15 protein-coding genes and 1 CRISPR repeat array are annotated in these 17,850 nt (G+C 68.7%); of the genes, 2 read left to right on the top strand and 13 right to left on the bottom strand.

What is annotated here, in order from left to right; translation table 11 throughout:
- The first annotated feature begins 70 nt into the window (after window positions 1-70).
- Window positions 71-1,471 (top strand): serine hydrolase domain-containing protein, encoded by a 1,401-nt coding sequence (locus ACWD3H_RS20880; protein WP_451956134.1) that lies wholly within the window; start codon window positions 71-73, stop codon window positions 1,469-1,471.
- A 204-nt stretch (window positions 1,472-1,675) separates the two neighbouring features.
- Here the strand turns inward: ACWD3H_RS20880 and ACWD3H_RS20875 are convergent, their stop codons facing one another.
- Entirely contained in the window at window positions 1,676-2,341 is a 666-nt protein-coding gene (locus tag ACWD3H_RS20875; RefSeq protein ID WP_451956133.1) for a TetR/AcrR family transcriptional regulator, read from the bottom strand.
- 97 nt (window positions 2,342-2,438) lie between these two features.
- On the opposite strand from ACWD3H_RS20875, the gene ACWD3H_RS20870 reads away from it, so the two are divergent.
- On the top strand, window positions 2,439-2,966 hold the full coding sequence (locus ACWD3H_RS20870) for an anthrone oxygenase family protein (RefSeq protein WP_451956132.1): 528 nt from the start codon (window positions 2,439-2,441) through the stop codon (window positions 2,964-2,966).
- Window positions 2,967-3,284: 318 nt separating this feature from the next.
- Here ACWD3H_RS20870 and cas6e read toward each other — a convergent pair whose 3' ends face one another.
- The 12 genes from cas6e to ACWD3H_RS20810 all read right to left on the bottom strand — a co-directional run bounded on the left by cas6e (window position 3,285) and on the right by ACWD3H_RS20810 (window position 17,626).
- Window positions 3,285-3,950: a type I-E CRISPR-associated protein Cas6/Cse3/CasE gene (gene cas6e / locus ACWD3H_RS20865; protein ID WP_451956131.1), complete on the bottom strand. Its 666-nt coding sequence runs from the start codon at window positions 3,948-3,950 to the stop codon at window positions 3,285-3,287.
- The gene (cas5e, locus tag ACWD3H_RS20860; RefSeq protein WP_451956130.1) at window positions 3,941-4,657 is read right to left on the bottom strand and encodes a type I-E CRISPR-associated protein Cas5/CasD; all 717 of its coding nucleotides are present in this window, start codon (window positions 4,655-4,657) and stop codon (window positions 3,941-3,943) included. The genes cas6e and cas5e overlap by 10 nt, the downstream gene beginning before the upstream one ends.
- Window positions 4,654-5,784: a type I-E CRISPR-associated protein Cas7/Cse4/CasC gene (cas7e, locus tag ACWD3H_RS20855; protein ID WP_451956129.1), complete on the bottom strand. Its 1,131-nt coding sequence runs from the start codon at window positions 5,782-5,784 to the stop codon at window positions 4,654-4,656. The genes cas5e and cas7e overlap by 4 nt, the downstream gene beginning before the upstream one ends.
- Window positions 5,781-6,380 carry a type I-E CRISPR-associated protein Cse2/CasB gene (gene casB, locus ACWD3H_RS20850; RefSeq protein ID WP_451956128.1) on the bottom strand — a complete coding sequence of 200 codons (600 nt, stop codon included), beginning with the start codon at window positions 6,378-6,380 and terminating at the stop codon, window positions 5,781-5,783. The genes cas7e and casB overlap by 4 nt, the downstream gene beginning before the upstream one ends.
- On the bottom strand, window positions 6,377-7,924 hold the full coding sequence (gene casA / locus ACWD3H_RS20845) for a type I-E CRISPR-associated protein Cse1/CasA (protein ID WP_451956127.1): 1,548 nt from the start codon (window positions 7,922-7,924) through the stop codon (window positions 6,377-6,379). The genes casB and casA overlap by 4 nt, the downstream gene beginning before the upstream one ends.
- 240 nt (window positions 7,925-8,164) lie before the next feature.
- A complete protein-coding gene (gene cas3 / locus ACWD3H_RS20840) occupies window positions 8,165-10,900 on the bottom strand; it encodes a CRISPR-associated helicase Cas3' (protein WP_451956126.1) in 2,736 nt (911 codons plus the stop codon).
- A 488-nt stretch (window positions 10,901-11,388) separates the two neighbouring features.
- Window positions 11,389-11,657: a CRISPR direct-repeat array (repeat unit 24 nt; unit sequence GCCCCGCACGCGCGGGGGTGATCC).
- 90 nt (window positions 11,658-11,747) lie between these two features.
- Window positions 11,748-13,448, bottom strand: a complete 1,701-nt coding sequence (locus tag ACWD3H_RS20835; protein WP_451956125.1) for a molybdopterin-dependent oxidoreductase — start codon at window positions 13,446-13,448, stop codon at window positions 11,748-11,750.
- A gap of 280 nt (window positions 13,449-13,728) precedes the next feature.
- On the bottom strand, window positions 13,729-14,337 hold the full coding sequence (gene rdgB / locus ACWD3H_RS20830; protein ID WP_355559214.1) for an RdgB/HAM1 family non-canonical purine NTP pyrophosphatase: 609 nt from the start codon (window positions 14,335-14,337) through the stop codon (window positions 13,729-13,731).
- Window positions 14,334-15,050 (bottom strand): ribonuclease PH, encoded by a 717-nt coding sequence (gene rph / locus ACWD3H_RS20825; protein WP_350924802.1) that lies wholly within the window; start codon window positions 15,048-15,050, stop codon window positions 14,334-14,336. The genes rdgB and rph overlap by 4 nt, the downstream gene beginning before the upstream one ends.
- Before the next feature lie 5 nt (window positions 15,051-15,055).
- Window positions 15,056-15,808: an MBL fold metallo-hydrolase gene (locus ACWD3H_RS20820; protein WP_355559210.1), complete on the bottom strand. Its 753-nt coding sequence runs from the start codon at window positions 15,806-15,808 to the stop codon at window positions 15,056-15,058.
- Window positions 15,809-15,913: 105 nt separating this feature from the next.
- Window positions 15,914-16,684, bottom strand: coding sequence for a glutamate racemase (murI, locus tag ACWD3H_RS20815; protein ID WP_451956124.1), 771 nt, complete (start codon window positions 16,682-16,684; stop codon window positions 15,914-15,916).
- A 150-nt stretch (window positions 16,685-16,834) separates the two neighbouring features.
- On the bottom strand, window positions 16,835-17,626 hold the full coding sequence (locus tag ACWD3H_RS20810) for a thioesterase family protein (protein ID WP_451956123.1): 792 nt from the start codon (window positions 17,624-17,626) through the stop codon (window positions 16,835-16,837).
- Window positions 17,627-17,850 lie beyond the last annotated feature (224 nt).

Raw genomic sequence — 17,850 nt, 5'->3', positions numbered from 1 at the left:
CCCGGTAGATCGATAGGTTGGTTTGCCCGATGTTGACCCCACACAGGCTGTAAGGCAGGAATGGGAGAATATGATGCTCGATGACCGGATCAGCGCACTCGTTCTTCAGGCGTCTCGCCGGCTGAGCGATGCCTGCGACTCGGGCGAGGTGCCCGGAGCCGCGCTCGCCGTCGCGGCCGACGGGACGACCGTGCTCGAAGCCGCGTTCGGGCTGGCGTCGGTCGAGGACGGCGTTGCCGCCACGGTCGACACCCCCTTCAGCCTGGCCTCCGTCACCAAGCCCATGGTCGGCACGGCACTGGCCGTCCTGGCCGAACATGGCGCACTCGATCTGGACGCCCCGGTGTCGCGTTACCGGCCGCTGCCCGGCCACGGAACGGTCCCCACCCTCCGGCAGGTCGCCAACCACACCGGTGGTTTCCCGACGTTCCTCAGGTTCTTCTACGGCGACGAGATCGATCGGGCGCCGAGCAAGAACGACCTGCTGCGAGCCTACGCCCGCGTCGTGTTCCCGCCGGGGCTCCGGCAGACCTACTCGAACGTCGGCTACGAGCTGCTCGGCGCGATCATCGAGGAGGTCACCGGCTCTCCGCTGGCGGACGCGCTGTCCGAGCTGGTCTTCGAACCGTTGGAGATGCGGTCGGCCCGGTTCGGTGAGCCGGACGGCGGCCTCGACGCCGCCCGGCGCCACACCTCGTCGGGCTCGGCGTACCCGCCCTACGTCACCGGGCACGGCGCGGCGGCGGAGGCCTGGTGCAGCGTCCGGGACCTGCTCCGTTTCGGGCTCGCGCACGCGGGCGGCATGAGCGCCCTGCCCGCCGAGGCGCTTGCCGCCAGCCACCGTCCCACCGCGCCGTGGCCCGGCGCCGACGGCTACGGGATCGGCTGGGGCGTGCGGCGCCACGGTGATCTGTCCATCGCCTTCCACGGCGGCAGCATGGGCGGGGTGGCCGCCTACCTGGTCGCGGTCCCCACCACGGGGATCGTGATCGCGGCCCTGGCCAACGTCCAGAGCGGCAGAGAACTGCTGATCTCGGTGACCAACGACATCCTGGCCGCCCTGCTGCCGGGTTTCACACCGCTGACACGCGCCGACGGTTCACCCGACGGCGAGCTGCTCTCCGCACCGGCCGCCGAGGTCGGCGGCGAGTGGTCGGGAAGCCTCGACCTGCCCTCGGGGGCGGTGCCGCTGTTCCTGTCGATCGCCCCGGACGCCTCCGGCACCGCCAGGTGGAACTCCACCGAACATGCGATCACCGGGCTGCGCGTCACCGAGTCCTCCGTCACCGTGGAGCTCGACGGCCTGGTCGACACCCCGGACCTGGCCACACGACCGCACGCCCCGGCCCTCTGGCTGCACCGTACGGCGTCGGGGCTCACGGGCGGTCTCGCGGCCGTCGGCCTCCAGAACGCCGACCACCCCCTGCAGCCCGACATCGTCGTCTGGCCCGCCTCGCTCCGGCGGGCCTGACCCCTGTCTACCTGCGAGCGGAGGTACCCATCAAACCCCGCTTCGAAGCAATCGATCATTTGGTTACTCTGCTCCGTGGTGAGAGCCGAGGGGGAAGAACTCCATGACCTCTCGGGCCGTCAGTCCATCTGGGTTCGCCCAGCTCTCCTTTTGGATGCCGTAGATTCGGAACGCCAAGCAGACGGCGCAGCGCCCGGCACTTCCTCAGCGCCATTCACGTTTGGCCGGTTCGAGCAGGGCCTCGGCCAGTATCAGGGCCAGCCAGTCCTGGAAGTCGCCCACGCTCCAGCCGCAGATCTCGGTAAACCGTTCGAACAGCTCGAACGAGGTCAAGGCGTAAATCTGATCGGCGGCCCGCTCGACGGTCAGCCCGATGCGCAGCGCGCCGATCGCGGCCAGATCCTCGGCCGGGCCCCGGCTGCCTACCAATCGCTGCTGTTCGGTGCTTGCCAACAGGTCACTCAATCCGGCATCGGCGGCTGCAGCGGCGCGCAGCACGCGATGCACCGGGCCGACGCGTTGAAAAATCATCACAGCCATCGCCGCGAACATGGACAGTTTCTGTACCGGATCAGGCTCGGCGATGATCGCCTGCACCTGCGGGCGGGCGCTCTGCGGGATGGGTTGCGCGTCGCCGGCCAGAGTGACGTCGTAGACGACCTTCGCCAAGCCGGGCTTGCCGCCGGGGCAGGCCGAATACAGGGTCTGCACGACGACGCCTGCGGCCTGCGCCACGTCGGCCATCGTCGTAGCGGCATAGCCACGCTCCAGCATGAGTGTCCGGGCGGCCTCGGCGATCCGCAGCCGGGTCGCCTCGGCATTCTGACGCCGCAGGTCGCTGACGTATCGCCGCTTGGGTTTCTCGCTCATCGGGAACCATCGTGCCAGAGTATTGACTAGAACATATTCAAATGAAATGGTGCTGATCTAGCCAATTTGTAAGGCTCAGTACCGGAGGTGGACGAGCATGCGTCCCTTGCTGCTGGAGATCGTTCGAACGACGGCGACGTTATTACTCGGCCTGTTCGCCGGCGGTGTCTTCTTCACCGTGCTCGCTCCGTCGCTGCGTGGGCTGCCCGGACCCGCCTACGTGCGGTACTGGCAGGCACTCAACACCGACTACGGCCGCGCCATGCCGGTGCTCCTGCTCACCTGCCTCGCACTGCTCCTGGCGACGTGCGTACTGTCGTACCAGCGTGGTTGGCTCGTCTTCGGACTCAGCATCGCCGCCCTGCTGCTGGTGACGGGCACGATCGTGCTCTCGGTGACCCAGCTGGAGCCGCTCAATCAGCTCGCGAACTCCTGGAATGCCGATCAGCCGCCGACCGGCTGGGCGGATGCCCGCGAACGCTGGTGGAACCTGCACACGGCACGCACTGTGATGGCGGTACTGGCCTTCGCCGGACTCCTGATCGCCCAGGCGGTCGACCGGGGCAGCAGCAAAACCGTCAATACCGCAGATTCGGCCATACAGCCCGCGCGGGTCTCCAGTTGATCCTGACGGCTACAGCGACCATTTCGAATCGCGATCGTCCCTGCGATCATTCAGCAGGTAGAGCGAACAACTGAGGTAATGCGCTCATCGAAGAGCAGGACACCAATTCAAGGGGCCGACACGCTGTCGCGTCCAAAGCCGACCAGGCCCTACTAGGCGGCTTGACGCTGGAGTTCGGGGAAGCGAGCGACCCAGAGAGCACGGACGGGCGGCGGTAGCACCAACTCCGGCCACAGTCTGCGCAGCATCGCGGCGTTCGTCACCTGGCCTCCTTTGAGTGGGACTTGGCGGCCGACATCCTCGGATCAAAGAGCTTCCTCATGGCCGTGCCAGGGTGAGAAGGCCGCAGCCGTAGGCTTTCGCCCGGCCGATGCCCGTGGTGAAGGCCGCCCAGAAGGCATCGGGGTCGGTGATCACGAGGCGGCCTTCGAAGCGCACCGGCGTCACGGTCACCTGCCCCTTGGCCCGACGCCCGCTCCCCCGAGGCAAGGTGTTGACCCGGATGTCCGCCCTCCCCGAACCGCTCTTTTCGATCAGGAAGCCGTGCCGCTCGCCCTGCTGGTCGAGCCACTGGAGCTGCCCCTCGGAGCCGCCGATGGGAACGCGCTTGCCGCGTGGCCTGTCCGTTTCGGAAATCCGCTCGCTCGGGATGCTCCGGGTCGCGCTGGCGACCAGCCGGAACGAGAATCGACGGCCCGCATGCAGGATGTCCCGTATCTCGCTGAGGTCCCGGGTCCTGGCCTGCTCCGCAAGGTAACCGGCGGGCAGCCTGGACCAGTCGGGTGGGGTCACCGACTGCACGTAGAGCACCGGAGGTCGCCCGGGATCCGCGTCCCAGCGCCAGAGGACGCCATGGGCCAGACGGCCGGGGCCTTCAGCCTCGCCGAAGCCCTCCATGACGCGTCGATGCACCTGCTGGAGGTCGGCCAGATCGCGCAGGACATCGGGAGAGATCAGGTTGGGGGCGAGGCGGCTCAGGTGCATGCCTGTTCCTTGAGACTGGGCAGCAGGTCGAGGGTAAGGGGCACGAAATCCGTACGGACGTAGCGGGGGGCGAACTGCCGGTTGCCCCAGGCGAAGGAGACCGGATGGTCGTGCCGCAGGTGGGCGCTCGGGCTCGGCTCGCTGTCGCAGCTGATCCGGAGCATCTGTGGCTTCCCCGATTCGGCGTCGTGACGCGCTTTCCTGACGGCCTGCGCTCGCCGTTCGAGCCACGGGTGTTTCCTGATCGCCTCCGTGGCGGGCAGGTCCGTCAGCCCGAGGAACAGATCCGGTGGAGCGGCGAATGCCTTCCGGCCGAGGAAGAGCGGGAACACCGGCTTGGCGAGACCTTCCGCCGCCTGCTCGATGTGCTCGGCCGAGCCTTCCAACGCCACGAGGAAGCAGGCGTCGGCGAGGTAGTGCCGCTCGGAGACGATGGTTCGGGACGACTTGCCATCGGTGGTGGGGACGTTCTGGGTGGTGTGATAGTCACGTTCCACCTGCCCCTCACGGTCACAGCGGACGGCCATGCCGAAGGCGGCCAGGTGCCTGATGTCACCGTCCCGAGGCACTCCGAGCGCGGCGGCCAGCAGGCCGACGATGCCTGACTTGCTGGGCTCGGTGCCGGTGTCACGGCGTTCGAAACGCGACTGCACTCCCCAGGACTGGAGTGGCGCGTCGAGGCCGAGCAGGAGCGTCGCGGTGCTCATGCCAGTGCCCGGGTGATGTCGTCGACCAGCTCGGTCACCGTGCGGACCTGCGTCAGCCCGGTGTCCACCTTGGCGTCGATGGAGAGAAGCCGGGTGGCGACGATGTTCTCGTCCCCGTACGCGGTGGCGATCCGGTCGAACTGGCTCAGGAACGCATCGGCGGACGCCTGGATGATGCCCTTCTGGAAGGTGCCCTTGACCGGGTCGGCGAACGCGTTCGCCAGGTTCCAGACACCGTGCCGGCGGACGACGGCCAGGATCAGCGAGGGCGGGTTGTGCGCCGCCATGGAGTTCTGCTTGCCGCTGGGGATCGCGTGAATGAACGCCTGGAGCCAGGCGCGAGCCGCATGGTGGACGAGGTCGGGGTCTTCCGGCAGGTTCTTGCTGAACTGCACCAGGTCCAGGTTGGCGTAGCGGTAGTAGCAGGCCGCGTTGAACTCGACGGTCCCGATCATGTCCGCACCGCTGTCGCCGTCTCGCTGCAGATCGTCGACGGCGGTGAAGTAGTCGTACTCGCCCGCGACCGCGTGAGTGGAGATGGCGTGGGCGACCTGGCTGGCCGCGTCCACGCTGAAGTCCTTGTTGTTCGCGATCATGCGTCCGAACAGGGCGATGTCGACGGCCTTGGAGGCGTCGATCAAGTCGTACAGCCCGGCGATCTCGGTCTTCTTCTTGCTCTTGGCCTTGGCGGCGCCGGCCTTCGTCTCCTTTGCCTCCTTCGCCTTCTGCGGGACGAGGGCGAGCAGCGCGTCGTAGTTGCTGTCGCACACCTCCGCGAGGAGCTCCACCGCATTGGAACGGAGGAAGAGCGAGTATTTGCTGTTGTTGTCCTTGTCGGTCGGCAGCCCCAGCTCCTCCAGGGCCGCACCGGCCACGGTGCGTGCCTCGGCGAGGTCGTGCCCCCGATCCGCGAGAAGCTCCGCGGCCTTGTCCGCGAAGTCCTTGCTCCGCTTGCCGGTGGTGATGCCGTAGTCCGGCAGGAGGAGGCGGGCCGACCTCTTGAGGCACTGACTGGAGATCCGGGCCCGGCGCACGTCACCGAAGACGGCCGACTTGGGCGCGCCGCTGTCGTCCCTGTTCAGGTTCGACGGAGCGAAGGACTGGAGGATGTGCAGTTCAATGATCATGATGTCTCCTCGTCGCCGGAGAGGCTGACGGATCGGGCGTATGCCGTGTGTGCCAGGCGGTCGTAGTCGCGGAGCCAGCGCAGGCGGACGCTCTCCCCGTAGGTGAGCCCGTCATGGCGGAACTGGGTGTTCTCCCAGTTGAGAACGTCACGGAGAAGCTGCGCGTAGTTGATCGAGATACCGTCGAGCAACGTGACGGCCTGGCGGAGATGGTGGTCGAGACCCGCCCGAGGGGATCCGAGCAGGACCTTGAGACGGGTATCCGTGGGACAGGAGTCGACGTCGCCGTGCTTCTGCGCCCTGTACACGCCGAGGGAGGCTCCGAGGCTGCGGTGCGCGGAGGAGTGTTCGCGGTGGTCGGCGAAAAGCCCGGCAGTAAGGAAAACATCGGCCATCTGCTTTTCGGTGACCCAGTCCGGCAGTACGGCCAGGAGAGGCGAAACGGCTCCGACTGAGGGAAGCTGACCCGTCTTGTAACGGCGCAGCTCGGCCAGCGCTCCCAGGTCCCCCTTACCTCCTCTCGCCTGCACGAGTGCCTTGAGAGCACCGGCGAAACGCTCCGCCCACCGGTCGGACTGAGAATCGTCGCTGGTCATGCGGTCACTCCAGGGGCGGCATCGAGTGTGGTGAGGGCTCTGCGGAGCCGGAAGGTGACGGTGTTGGCCACCTTCGCGCGGATGGCGAGGTTCCGCGTGCTGGTGGTGCCGGTGGCCAGCATCCGGTTGAGCGCGCTGGTCGCGGCGGCCTCCACCGCACGCCTCCACGACCGCTTCGCCTCCTCGTACTCTCCCTCGGCCAGCAGGTGAGCCAGGCGGTCGTACTCGGGAGTGAGAGCGGCCCAGTAACTGGCGAGCTGGACCGGCCGCCAGTCTCTTTTCTTCTCCTCCTGGAGTTCGATGCGGGTCTTGAACTCGCCACGCAGCCGCCGCGCCTGCTCGAAGAGCAGGCTTCCCACCTCCTCAGCGGTACGGAGGGCGAACTCCAGGACGGTAGCGGCCTCCGTCTCGGCGGGGTCGAGCAGACGTGCGGGGAGCACGATGTCCTCCGCGGCCCAGGTGATGAGCTTGGACTGCTTGTTGACCAGGCCGTAGGCGGTGACCGGGATGAGCTGCGGCAGCTTCAGTCCCGCGGCCTTCTGCGTCTCCCTCAGCCACGCGAACGTCCTCGGCGGGACTCCCCCCCGGGGTTCGAGAGCGCCCGAGCGCGCGACCAGCGCGTTGGCACTCCGCCAGAGCGCCCGTTCCCGGTCGATCCGGAGCGGCGTCACCTTGTCGCTGTAGAACGCCATGTGCTGATCGACATGGCTGAGCTGGAATTCCTTGTGCAGGGAATCGCCGGGGCAGATGACGACCTCGCCGATCGCGACGCTTCCGTCCTCGTTCCGGGTACGGCGAAGCCAGACACGGCGCGACTGCCAGGTGAGCAGGGCGGTCCAGCCTTTTGGCACGACCGCCTTGCGGGGCATGGCCGAAAACTGCGGGCGTTCCCACACGGGAGCATCTCCGGCCAAGGTGTTCATCGGCCGCCGCCCTGGCTCGTACGCGGGGAGGTTGAGCATGAGGGTCTCGAAGACCGTCATCCCTCTCACCAGAAAGACCGCTCCGCGAGCGCAGGGGGCAGCGGTCGATGACTTGTCCTGCGTCGCCCCCGGAGTCTTGGTCCCGCCCAGGTCGAATGCCTGCACGGTGACCAGCCAGCGAGCGGCTTCGGCGGGGGTGAGCGTCACGCGGGTGTCCGACGTCGTGTGGTCGAACAGTGTGACGTTGTTTCCGGACGATTTACAGGGCACCAACAGCGCCGCCGATTTGGGCTGGGCCGTCGCGAGCTCGCGGCACTGGTAGAACGGCTCGTCCCCGAACAGGTCGAACCGATGCCTCAGCGGCCCCAGGTAGTCGAGGATCTGCTCGATGGGAAACTCTCTGGCCTGCCAGATCTGCTTCCAGACGGCGCCGTCAATCGGCTTGAGAGCTCGGTGGAGCACAGCGATGGCCAGCCGGTAGAGAGCCGCTGTCATCGTGGGAGACTCTCCCCCGATCCCCGGCAGCTTGTCCGCCTGCCTGAACAGATCGATCAGGGAGACGTTGTCGGCTTGGCCGAGGATGGGCATCCACCGCTGGTCGACCAGGTTGAATGACTCCATGCTCCTGTTTCCAAAGAGTCTTGGATAGACAAAGAAAGATCTACGTGAGCAGGCTAGAGATACCCGGCGCGAAGAACCTTTGAGAATGCCGAACCGCTCTGCCCGCTTGACCTGTCGATCCCACCGCTGTATAGATCGGCCCCAACCCCTTCCGGGGTGTGGACCAGAGTCGTGGATCGCACACGCACCCGAGTCCGAACACGCCCCGCAGCGCGGGGGTCATGAAGGAGCCTTGGCTCCTTACGTCAGCTTGCTCGCCTGGAGTCCGAGGGTCTCGTCGTAGGTGACCTCGTAGCTCCCGACCTGGGTCCGACCGCCTCTCAGGATGAGATCTCTGTGATCGCGGAGCCAGGGTGTCCAGCGCCAAGCCGAGCAGGGTTCGCGACCAAGCAGTTCCCTGGTGAACGCGATCGGCGTGGACACCGACAGCGACGACTGGATGAGCGCTTGCTCCGTCCTGCGGTTGGGGCTCTTCTTCAGCGAGAAGTCATCGCCGCCCGTGGCCGGGCGGGCTACGCCTTCGCTCACCTCCTCCAGCAGGACGATGTTCACGGAAGGCAGGCCCAGGCGGGTCACCTGCGAGTCCTTCTCCTCGTTCTCGGCAAGCTCGGTCATCAGGTGCAGCTTGTCCCCATCGGGACCGGGGACGCACCGGTTGCCGGCCAGCAGTTCCTCGGCCTCGCGCTTGCTCGTTTCCTCCTCGACCGCCGCCGCATAGGCATCGATGTCCGCCGGGCCGAGGTTCGATGGCCTGTCCTCGCCGTAGACCTCCTCGGTCAACGTACGGATGTCGCCGGGCAGGTTGATTTCCGCTCGCCCCTTCTCCCGGAGGTTCTTCAACGCGTACCAGGATGCGATGAGCAGACGGGCGCCGTAAACAATCTTGCTCTCCTCTGGGAAGTCGACCGGGTCGACACCTGTCACGCCGGTGACGACGAGCGTGGGGACGACGAAGCCGCGCCTGGCCTCCGGTGCACGCTCGTGGCGGTGCAGGCGACCGGCCCGCTGGAGAAGGAGGTCGATGGGCGCGTGGTCGGTGACCATGAGATCGAAGTCGATGTCGAGGCTCTGCTCGACCACCTGGGTGGCGATGACGATCTTTCTCTTGGGCCGCCTTCCCTTCTTCCCGAACAGCCGCAGCACCTGCCGCTCCAGCTCGTGCCGCCGGGCGTGGGGGAAGCGCGCGTGGAAGAGGATCAGGTCTCTCTTCGGGACGCGCGCCTTGCGTAACGCCCGGTAGAGCGACTGGGACCGGCCCACCGTGTTACGGATCACCGCCACGCACCCGCCGTCAGCGGTCACCGTGGCCAGCCACTGGGCCAGTTCCTCGTCCCTGTCGTGCACGTGGCCGAAGTCCAGGCTGACCGGACTGTCCTGCGGCGGATCCGGCTGACGGCAGCTCAGGGCGGTGGCCGTACCCCAGCTCACCAGCGGGTACGGCGCCTTGTCTGCTGCTGTGGGCTCAGCGGCCGGAAGGTTCTCCCTGCCGGCACCTCGCTGCCAGGCCCGTATCAACTCCAGCCGTCGGCGAGACGGAAGCGTGGCGGACAGCAGCACCACCGGGACACCCTGACGGCCCAGCCACTCAAGGACCCGGTCGAGAATCGTGGACATGTAGAGGTCGTAGGCATGCACCTCGTCGATCACGACCACCTTGCCCGCCAGGCCGAAGTGCAGGACGGCGTTGTGCCGGATCCGTAATCCGGCCCGGAGGATCTGGTCCACGGTGCCCACCCCGCAAGGAGCGAGAAGCCCTCTCCGCCGGGCCGTGAACCACCGGGAGGCCGACACGTCCACCCCGGCGTCGCCGGTCGCCTTCCGGCCGTCCTGAGCGTGGATGCCGGACGGAGTGATCTGTGCGCGGACGCGGGGGTCGTCCTGCGCAAGAAGCTTGAGGAACTCGTCGTTGAGCCCGGCCGCCCCGTGCACCAGGTGAAGGAGTGCGTCCGAGGCCGAGTGCAGGCCGAGGAAGGTCTGCAGCCGGTCGAGCATCTGGTTGCTGGTCGCCTGGGTGGGGAGAGCGAAGAAGAAACCGCTCAGCCCAAGCCTCCGGCTCCATTCGGCCACGGCGTACTGCGCGATCTCGGTCTTCCCACCGCCCATCGCATCCTCGACGATCACGATGCCCGGCTCGTCGAACATGCCTTCGCCGGCCATCTCCATGACCGTCCGCTGGGCGGCGCGAGGCTGCGCGTCCTTGGGCAGGAGGTCCGGAAGCGCCCGCTGAGCGGGTCGCCACCGCGCCCACCCCAGCGCGTCGATCGCCTTCTCGGCCTGCTTCCTGCTGGCCTTCACGTAGTCGTCGAGATCGGCCTCCGCCCCGACGTACGGAAACAGGTGCTCGTCCGAGGCGATCCAGTCGCTCACGGCTGTCAGCCCGGCGAGAAGCACCGCACCGGGGACGTCCGGCTCCCAGCCGGACAGCGACGTGTCGTCGACCCCCAGGCGCTCCGCAAGCTCGCCGAGCAACTGGTCACGGAGCCGAGCCCAGTCGGCCCCGCCCAGCACCATCCCGTCACCGCTGGCATTCTTCAGCAAGTCACGACGTCCAGGGTTGAAGAACTCACCGTGGTGACCACCGGCCGCGACAGCGAGCAGATCCGCCGTGGCAGGGGCGAGCCCGAACTGCCGAACGAGCCAGTCACGCAGATGAACATCGGTCATCAACCCATGCGGGACCTTCCCTCCCAGGGATTCCCAGAGCACCTGCGGAATCCGCGACGGCGCCTCTATGGGAAGGAGGTCGTCACGCTTCATCTGCCAGCACGAGCACTTGCCGATGTCATGCGCACCCGCGACGAACGCAATCGCCAGCCGTACGGCGGGCTCCTCAACCCCTCTGCCGAGCCTGCCACCAAAAGACCCCGGCAGCCCCACCTCAAGCAACCGGAGCGCGACATGCGCCGTATCGATCATGTGACAGATCAACGGATGCGGGATGTCCCCCTTCCCCGCCTTCCCCCAGACCCAGCGCATCGCCCCTCCCGCGGGTAGCCGGTCCATGACCGTGTGCGGGAGACCGTATTGCCCAGCACCGACATTTCCGGGGCCGGAACAACTCGTACGCCCAAAGAGGCCACAATGATCGACACGGCCCCCAGAATCAGCAGATCGCCTGGCCTCACACTCCCCCGCCAACTACGATCAAGATCGGCGGTTCCTGCCGCATGCACTTGATAAAAACCGGCCCCCACGCCCACAAAGCCGCAGCTCACGAAGTGTCGGCCCCGCACGCGCGGGGGTGATCCTCGACACCCCCGATGGGCTCAAGGCGTACCAGTCGGCCCCGCACGCGCGGGGGTGATCCCTGCACCTCTCGGATCCGAGCCCCGGTGCCGGGGTCGGCCCCGCACGCGCGGGGGTAATCCTCGCATCTCGTCATCAGGCATCGCTTTGGGGTCGTCGGCCCCGCACGCGCGGGGTGATCCTGGGTCGAGCGGGTGAGGGTCTCTGAACCAGCGGTCGGCCCCGCACGCGCGGGGGTGATCCACCCACAGTCGGTTCATAGTCCTGAGTGGTCGGATCGGCCCCGCACGCGCGGGGGTGATCCCGTGTCCAGCAGATCCTGGGCCTTGTTCCCACCGTCCGCCCCGCACGCGCGGGGGTGATCCTATGGGGCCCGTCGCCACCGTCCGAGACGGCGCGTCTGCCCCGCATGCGCGGGAGTGATCCCAGATCGCGGACACGGCCGGGGCGCAGCATGCGGTCCGCCCCGCACGCGCGGGGGTGATCCCATCTTCCACGTAATGTCCTGCCACAGCCCTATGTCCACCTCGCAAACGCGGGGGTACAAGTCCGCCCACCAACGGAATTACCGACTGGATCAGCCGACCCGTACCTGGATGGTGTGCCAGCCGGTGGCGCCGTCGGGGGCCACCGGGGCGCGGTCGGCGGTCTGGGTGTAGCCGGTGGCGTCGGTGGCGCGGACCTCGATGGTGTGGTCGCCGGGGGTGGCGTCCCAGTCGTCGAGGACCCACTGGCGCCAGGTGTCGGCGGTGGGGGCCTCGGCGAGACGGGCCTGGCGCCACTGGCCCCGGTCGACGCGGACCTCGACCGCGTCCACGCCCTTGTGCTGGGCCCAGGCGACGCCCGCGACGACGGTACGGCCTGCGGAAATGCTCGCGCCGTCCCTGGGCAGGTCGATGCGGGACTCGGTCTTGACCGGCCCCTTGGCGGACCAGCCCCTGGGCGTCCAGTAGGCCTCGTCCTCGTCGAAGCGGGTGACCTTGATCTCGGTGACCCACTTGGTGGCCGAGACGTAGCCGAAAAGACCTGGGACGACCTGGCGGACCGGGAAACCGTGGTCGACGGGGAGCGCCTCGCCGTTCATGCCGAAGGCCAGCAGGGCGTCGCGGCCGTCGAGGACGACGTCGACCGGGGTTCCGGCGGTCCAGCCGTCGGCGGAGGTGCTGAGCAGCATGTCGGCGTTCTTGTGGACGCCCGCGTCGCGCAGCACGTCGGCCAGGCTGACGCCCAGCCAGCGGGCGTTGCCGATGTAGGGGCCGCCGACCTCGTTGGAGACGCAGCAGAGCGTGACGTCGGCCTCGACCACGGTGCGCTTCATCAGGTCGGCGAAGGTGAGCTCGACCGGGCGGTCGACCATGCCGTGGATCTTGAGGGTCCAGCTGCTCGGGTCCACCTGGGGGACGACCAGGGCGGTGTCGACCCGGTAGAAGTCGCTGTTCGGGGTGACGAACGACGAAAGGCCCTTGATCCTGAGGTCGACCCCGGCGGGCAGCGGCGCGAGGGGGGTAGCGGGCCTGGGCAGCGTGATGCCATTGCGCGCCACGTTCACCTCGGCCCGCCCGGACAGCATCCGCCCGGCGACCCCGGCCACCCCGGCGACGGCGACGCCGCCGAGCACACCGGTCAGCAGGCCCCGGCGGTCGAACGCGCGCAGGTCGTTCCCGGCCCGCATGACCGGCGGCATGGGCGCCTCGGGCCGCTCCTCGGATTCCGGCGATGAACCCGGCGCGATCTCCCACGGTCCGGCGCCGTGCGCGGCCCCCGCCGCGCCGCCGGGCGTCGGGTGCCCCCGGTCGCCGTACGGACCGGTCGAGGCGCCGGCGAGCTCTTCGACGGGCACGAGGGAGCGGCGGATGATCCGGCGCAGCGCGAACATGCCCGCACCGACGCCGACCACGGTCGGCAGGACGTCCGCGAGCCCGGCCTCCGGCCGGGTCAGCACGGCGACGACTCCGACAAGGCCGAAGGCGGCCAGGCCCGCCAGGCCGTACCGGACGTCGCGGGCGGCGGCGATGCCCAGCGCGGCGGCGATCAGCGCCATGACCACGAAGATCCCGCCGAGCAGCACGACCTTGTCGTTCTCGCCGAAGGTGCGGATCGCCCACTCCTTGAGCACGGCCGGGGTGAGGTCGACCGCCGAGTTGCCCACCGCGACGATCGGGAAGGCGGAGGGGTTCACCAGGCCCGCGACGAGCAGGGAGACCCCGACCGCCACCGCACCGGACACCAGGCCGATCAGCGCCGCGGCCCACGAGGGCATGCGCCTGTTGCTCTGCATACCTCCGACGCTACGCCCATCGGCTAGCGGGGGATCTTACGCCACGATTACAGGCCGACTCGAACAGTCGCCCCTGGTCATCGCCTGCTCCCCGGACGGGCTCCGCCGAGGAGCACGAGATTGTCGCCCCCAGCGTGAGCCGCGCCGCGAACCACGAGATCGTCGTCGCGGCTCTCTCGTACGGGCTCCGCCAGGGAGCACGAGATCATCGACCCCGGCCCCCAGCGCGAGCCTCTCTAAAGCCGCGGCTCTTTCCAGTGCGGGCTTCAGCGAAGGAGCGTCAGACGAGCATCTCGGCGAGGATGGGGGCCAGGGCGCGGAAGGCGCGGCCCCGGTGGCTGATGGCGTCCTTCTCCGCGGCGGACAGCTCGGCGGTGGTCCGGGTCTCGCCCTCGGGCAGCAGGATCGGGTCGTAGCCGAAGCCGTTGACGCCGCGCGGGGTGTCGATGATCACGCCGTGCAGCGCACCCTCGGTCACCCGTTCCTCTCCGGAGGGGAGCGCCAGCGCGGCGGCGCAGGCGAAGTGCGCGCCCCGGTGCTCGGCGGGCACGTCGGAGACCTGGGCGAGCAGCAGGTCGAGATTGGCCAGGTCGTCGCCGTGCTTTCCGGACCAGCGGGCGGAGAAGATGCCCGGCATGCCGTTCAGCGCGTCGACGCAGAGGCCGGAGTCGTCGGCGATCGCCGGCAGGCCGGACTGCCGGGCCACCGCGTGCGCCTTGAGCAGGGCGTTCTCCGCGAAGGTCAGGCCGGTCTCGGCGACGTCGCCGATCTCGGGGAACTCCTCAAGCCCGACGATCTCCACCGGGACCTCGGCGTCGGCCAGGATCCGGCGCAGCTCGGCGATCTTCCCGGCGTTCCGGGTGGCGAGGACGACACGGGGCCTGCTCATGCCAGGGCCTCCCGCTGCAGGCGAGTGAGCTCCGCGCAGCCGGCCGCACCGAGGTCGAGCAGCTCGTCGAGGGCGGCACGGTTGAACGGCTTGCCCTCGGCGGTGCCCTGGACCTCGACGAACTCGCCGGAGCCGGTCATCACCACGTTCATGTCCGTCTCGGCGGCGACGTCCTCGGTGTAGCAGAGGTCGAGCAGCGGCGTCGAGCCGACGACGCCGACGGAGACCGCCGCGACCGAGTCGACCAGCGGATCGGCGCCGCACATCTTCCGCTTGCGCATCCAGGCGATCGCGTCGACCAGCGCCACGTACGCGCCGGTGATGGCGGCGGTGCGGGTGCCGCCGTCCGCCTGGAGCACGTCGCAGTCGATGACGATCGAGTTCTCGCCGAGGACCTTGTAGTCGACGCAGGCGCGCAGCGAGCGGCCGATCAGGCGGGAGATCTCGTGCGTACGGCCGCCGATCTTGCCGCGTACCGACTCGCGGTCGTTGCGGGTGTTCGTGGCGCGCGGCAGCATGGCGTACTCGGCGGTGATCCAGCCCTGACCGCTGCCCCGGCGCCAGCGCGGCACGCTGTCCTGCACGGAGGCGGCACAGAGCACCCTGGTGCCGCCGAACTCGACGAGCACCGAACCCTCGGCGTGCGTGATCCAGTCGCGGGTGATGGTGACGGGGCGGAGCTGATCGGGAGAACGTCCATCTGCACGAGCCATGCAGTTCACCCTAGGTCATACCGGACCCCGCTTCGTGCGAGTTCCATCCGCCCGCCGAACCCGCCGCGAGAGGCGTCCTCCCTGACCCGGTCGTGGTCGTTCCAGGGCACCAGGTGGGTCAGTACCAGGGTCTCCACGTCCGCCCTGGCCGCGTGCTCGGCCGCCTGGCGGCCGCTCAGGTGCAGGCCGACGGGGAGTCCTGGCCGGTCGAGGTGTGACGCCTCACACAGGAACACGTCGACCCCCGAGGCGAGCTTGACCAGTTCGGCGCTCTCACCGGTGTCGCCCGAGTAGGCCACCGAGCGCCCGCCGTAGGAGACCCTGAAGCCGTAGGTCTCCACCGGGTGGTTCATCAGCGCGGCCGTCACCTCGAACGGGCCGACCTCGAACGTTCCCGGCGTCAGCCCCACGAAGTCGAAGGCCGACTCCAGCAGCGGCTCGTCCGGCATCGCGTAGGCCGAGTTCAGGCGCCGGCGCGCGTCGGCGGGCGCGTACACCGGCACCCTGGGCAGCGGCCCCTCGGGCGAGTAGGTGCGGACCACGTGGTACGGGCACATGTCAAGGCAGTGGTCGGCGTGCAGGTGCGACAGGCAGATCGCGTCCACGTCGTACAGGCCGATGTACCTCTGGAGTGCGCCGAGCGCGCCGTTTCCGAAGTCCAGCAGCATGCGGAACCCCTCCGCCTCCAGCAGATAGCAGGAGGAGGGGCTGTCAGGACCGGGAAAACTCCCCGAGCATCCAATGATCGTCAGTTTCACGGCGGCCTCCTACGGTTCACGTTGCGGCGCCGCGCGGCACGGCGCGGGCGCCGATGGCCGCCCCGCCCCTCTCCGGCGCTCCCCCTACGGAGCGCCGGAGCACCGTCACGCGCGATGCCCGTTGTTTGAAACATCACCCACCAGCGCCGCCTCGACCGCCTCGATCTCCGGTCCGAGGAACCGTCGTCCGAGGTCGGCGAAGAGGTCCGCGTCTCCGGTGGCGCGGAAAAGGTGTCTGGGCGCGCCCCCTACGGCGGCCAGACCCCGGTCGTGCAGGATGCGGTACACGTCCTTGGCCGTCTCGTCGGCGCTGGACACCAGCGTGACGCCGTCTCCCACCACGTAGGAGATCGGCCCGACGAGGAGCGGGTAGTGCGTGCATCCCAGGATCAACGTGTCGCACCGGTCGGCGAGCACCGGCTCCAGGTACTCGCGGATGACGGCGATGAGCTCCTCGCTCATGGTCTCCCCGCGCTCGACGAACTCCACCAGGCGCGGCGCCGCCACTGTGGTCAGCCGGACGTCGGGGGCCGCGGCGAACGCGTCGTGGTACGCCATCGACTCGATGGTGGCCCTGGTCCCGATCACCCCTACCCTGCCGTTGCGGGTGGCGCGTACGGCACGGCGGGTGGCCGGCTGGATCACCTCGACGACCGGCACGTCGTAGCGCTCGCGGGCGTCGCGGAGCACCGCGGCGCTGGCGCTGTTGCACGCGATCACCAGCATCTTCACGTCGTGCTCGACGAGGTGATCCATCACCTCCAGCGCGTAGGCGCGGACCTGCGCGATGGTCTTGGGGCCGTACGGCTGCCTCGCCGTGTCCGCCACGTAGAGGATCGACTCGTTGGGCAACTGGTCGATGATCGCCCGAGCCACCGTGAGGCCGCCGACACCACTGTCAAAGATTCCAACGCTTGCTTGCGACACAGTTCCCAAGGCTAGGCGACCTGGGTCGATCGAACACGGTAAGAATCCTCACACCACCGATTGCCGACTCGGCCATGTACTTTTCCGGTCTCGCGAGGGTCAGCCCCGCCCGACCCGGGCCAGCTGGCGGGACTGGGCGACCAGGCGGCCGGTGGAGTCCCAGACCTCGACGTCCTCGTCGAACCAGCCGTCGCTGATCAGCCTGCCTCCGCCGATGAGGGTCAGCCAGCCGGGAGCGGGCAGGGCGCGCAGGTGCCAGGTGAGGTCGACGGTGGGGGCCCAGCCGCGCTCTCCGGCGGAGAAGACCACCGGCGGCAGGCAGTCCACGGCCAGCGCCAGCACGTACGGGTCGGGATCCTGCGGCTCGGCCATCCGGAAGTAGGCGCGGGCCTCGGGGCGGCCGCTGGGCCTGCCATCGAGCCAGCCGATGGTCGGGGGGTCGAACGCCAGGTCCATCTGGGCGTTGAGCGTCATGTTCGACTCGGTCTTGGGGGTGGGCAGCCGGAGGCACTGCTCCATCGGCGGCATCGCCACCGAGGGTCCGTCCGTCCAGTCGGGGGCGGCGCCGCCGAGGGTCGCGGTCGTGACGAGGGACTCGATGATGGAGTCGCCGTCCCTGACCAGGCTGGCCCGGGTCATCGTGGCGGTGCGGCCGGTCTTGATCTGCTCCAGGCGCACCTGCGCGGGGCCGGGGACGGCGGCGCGCAGGAACTGGGCACTGGTGGTCACCGGGTGCTCATGGGGGGAGGCGTCCACGACCGCGCGCAGCAGCACGGCCATCAGGTAGCCGCCGTTGAGGGGGCCACCGATCGAGTACCCGGGGTCGAGACACACGTCGTAGGTGGTCTCGTCCACCCGGATGGCCCCTGTCGCCTCGTCGAACTTCGTCATGCACGCTCCCGAACCTTGTTCTAGACGGCTCACTTTACCTACTCCCCGCCGCCTTCGCCTCCCCGGCCCCGGACGCTCCACCACCTGGGCCGCCCCCGAGCCGGACCCGGGCCCGAAATGAGGCCGAGGGCATCCGAGTCGCAAGATTCCCCGCGGTTTCCCGAGCCGCCCAGGGTGGTGGAAAGGTCGAAGCCCACAGGAAGAAGGACATGACGATCACCTGC

This window comes from Streptosporangium sp. NPDC002607 (assembly GCF_053592655.1).
The sequence above is the reverse complement of the archived record's forward strand: the minus strand, read 5'-3'. Positions and strand labels throughout refer to the sequence as shown.